This window comes from Microcystis sp. M165S2, assembly GCF_020245885.1.
Classification (GTDB): domain Bacteria; phylum Cyanobacteriota; class Cyanobacteriia; order Cyanobacteriales; family Microcystaceae; genus Microcystis.
Genome location: NZ_JADBTZ010000389.1, coordinates 1 through 2,928, shown reverse-complemented (window position 1 = coordinate 2,928; position 2,928 = coordinate 1). Strand labels below are relative to the sequence as shown.

Sequence of the window (2,928 nt, the reverse complement as noted above, 5' to 3'; positions counted from 1 at the left end):
TGGCACTTTTCATGATCGAGATGTAAACGCTGCGGTAAATATCAAGGTCGCCGGAGGACATTCGGAGACTTTAAACGGACGTAGAGGAAAGCGTAAGACTTCTGTTAAAGAAGCAGCATCCCGTGAAGCGTCAACCCCATTGACGCGACCATTCTAAAAAGGTGGCGTGGTGAGGAATCGCAGTCCGTTTTACGGCGGCGAGGATGTCAACAACTAGGAAAAATAACTTCTAGGGGCGGGGGAATCATCTCGCTACGAAAGTCAAGAATCTGAACTAGGATTTGCGGCAAAAAGTTTTTCGGTGGGTGTAGGGTGTAGGGTGTGGGGTGTGGGGTTTTACCAGTTTTGAGGGGGTCAATTACCTAATTTTCAGGGAAAAAGTACCTCAATTCTACCCCCGATAACTCCAATGGTCAGCACTTTTTGAGGGGAAAAAAGTCTAAAAGTCTTATCCAGCAAGGTTTTTAGATTTATTCAGCCAGCCCTATTTAGGGGACCAGCGCTCTTGAATTTTATTAATCGCCCAGCTGACAATCGCCCCCGCAATTAAAATACTAATAGCAGGATTGAATAAGGGCAGCCAAAGACGCTGAAAAAGTTTAAATCCTAGGGGAATTCCCGTGGATTCACCGATAACAGCCAGGGCAAACCAGAGAAAGCCCGCTATTACTAAAAACACATCAAATATTAAGATTCTATTCAACCACTTGACAAATTGCTCTTTCATTGCATCAAAAACTTAGGTTATTTAACAGTTTATTCACGAAAAAGTATACCACTGTCACCTTGATCCCAAGCTCTCCAGAGCCAAGCTAGTCCGGCAGTAATGATTAAAACTTTAGTTAACCAATCTCCCCAGCGCACATATAAAGTTCTCGTATCCCGTCGATAAATTGTTTCGCTATGGATTTGATATCTATCCAGATCCGATAGCCAAAGGTGATTACCGTGGGGATCCACAAAAGCAGAATAACCTGTATTGGTGGCCCGGGCCATCCATCGATCGGTTTCGATCGCTCGCATGGTATCCTGAGCATGGTGTTGAGCGGGCATGGCGTGGCTATAATGGGCGTTATTAGAAGCGGTAATAATAAATTCGCCTCCCCTAGCAGTTTGACGGCGAAAATGTTCGGAAAAAGCCGACTCGTAACAAATGCCCACAATTATTTTACCGAAAGGGCTGTCAATAATTTGATCAGGATTTCCCTGGATTAAATGCGCTTGCAAGGGAGAAAGGCGATCGACAATTCCGCCCAAAATTTCCTGAAAAGGAACGTATTCGCCTAAAGGCACGAGAATTACTTTATCATACCGACTAATCACCTGTCCCTCGCCATCAATGGTCAAGAGACTATTGTTATAACCCTTGTCCACCTTGCCAAATGCACCTAACCAGATCGGCGTTTTTTTGGCTAAAATTGCCGAATAAATCGAGCTATTATTGACTAAGTTCTCCCAATAGTAGGGTAAGGCCGTTTCAGGAGTTAAGACGGCATCTACTCCTTGATCAGCGAGAATTTGATAACCAGAGGTGTAACCTTCGAGCGCCTTTTGAAATCCCAGGGGCGAAAGTTTAATCGTGTTGGCAATATTGCCCTGAATTACGCCAATTTTTATTCCTAAATCCCTTGACTTTTCGATCGGTTTATGGTAAACATTCCATCCCCAGAGATGGAGGCTCAAACAAATGAGGAGGGGTAAAGAGAGAAAAGCGAGATTTTGCCGCGATTGACGGATTAGGAGAAAGCTTTCGGCGATTAAACCGTTAATTGCCACAATTGCCGCCGTTACCGTCGTAAAACCCGATAATTTGCCCAATTGCAGAATCAATAAATTATGGGGACTTTGACTATAAGCAAGGGTAGTCCACCAGAGAGGGGATTGACTCCAGAGAGATTCTAACCCACACCAGAGGGCAGTGCCGATGAAAACCCGTAGGAGGGCATCCCTAAAAGATGACTGATTAACACTTTTGTTGACATAAAACATAACTAACGTCCAAGTTAGCACGATCGCCGTTCCCCAAAAAGTAATAAACAACCAACAAAACAGGGCAATTAACAAACTCGCTAACCAGGGGACACCCATCCACGTCATCGGGTGAATTCCCGTGATCCAGAATAAAGCCAGTCCATGGTAGGCAAAACCCCAGCCAAAACCGTATAAAAGCGGTTTTTTTAGGGATTTTTCCGCTAATCTCACAACAATCCACAGGGGGACTAGAGAAATCCATGCGAGTAACCACCAAGAAACCGGCGCTACTGTTAACCCCATCCCCACACCGGCCAAAATTGCCCAGAGAAAACGCACCATCTTTCACTCAAGTCAGGTTGAACTCGTCTGACCTACTAGATCAGAGTAGCTAGAGGGAAGACAAAAAACAAGAGAAATACAGAAGTTTTTCAGCACATCTACAATAGATTTACTCTGTTCTGGTCTTATGGTCGCTCTACAGACTGACACCGCAAGTCCTGCGGCCAAAATATTTTTACTGGCGTTAATATCTCGGTCATGGTGAGTCCCACAGTCTGGACAGTCCCATTCTCGAATATTTAACGGCATTTTCTCAGCAATATACCCACAATTACTACACCTTTTAGAACTGGGAAACCATCTATCTATTTCGAGGTAATTTCTCCCATACCAACGGCATTTGTAGGCTAATTGTCGAGTGATTTCTCCCCAGCTTACATCATATATTGCCTGAGATAATTTCGGGTTTTTGACCAGATTCTTGACGGCTAAATTCTCAACCACAATCGTGTGGTTTTCACGAACTAATTGAGTGGTTAGCTTGTGTAAATGGTCTTTTCTACTATCAGTAATTTGGGCGTGAATCCTGGCTACTTTGATTCTCGCTTGTTCCCGATTTTTTGACCCTTTCTGGTTTCTAGAAAGGCTTTTTTGTGCCTTTCGCAGTCTCCGATA

Annotated in this window: 3 protein-coding genes; all 3 read right to left on the bottom strand. The window is 44.1% G+C overall.

Translation table 11 applies throughout. From position 1 onward, the window contains the following. Positions 1–484: 484 nt before the first annotated feature. Entirely contained in the window at positions 485–727 is a 243-nt protein-coding gene (locus IM479_RS19295) for a DUF8620 family protein (RefSeq protein WP_286824385.1), read from the bottom strand. 29 nt (positions 728–756) lie between these two features. After that, entirely contained in the window at positions 757–2,313 is a 1,557-nt protein-coding gene (lnt, locus tag IM479_RS19290; protein ID WP_287077181.1) for an apolipoprotein N-acyltransferase, read from the bottom strand. Between the two features lie 12 nt (positions 2,314–2,325). Then, positions 2,326–2,928 (bottom strand): RNA-guided endonuclease TnpB family protein (locus IM479_RS19285; RefSeq protein ID WP_287699536.1); only part of this gene is annotated, 603 nt, incomplete at its 5' end.

Coding starts and splice junctions, on each gene's coding strand:
- lnt (WP_287077181.1), bottom strand. CDS start 2,313: ATGGTGCGTTTTCTCTGGGCAATTTTGGCCGGTGTGGGGATGGGGTTA.
- IM479_RS19295 (WP_286824385.1), bottom strand. CDS start 727: ATGAAAGAGCAATTTGTCAAGTGGTTGAATAGAATCTTAATATTTGAT.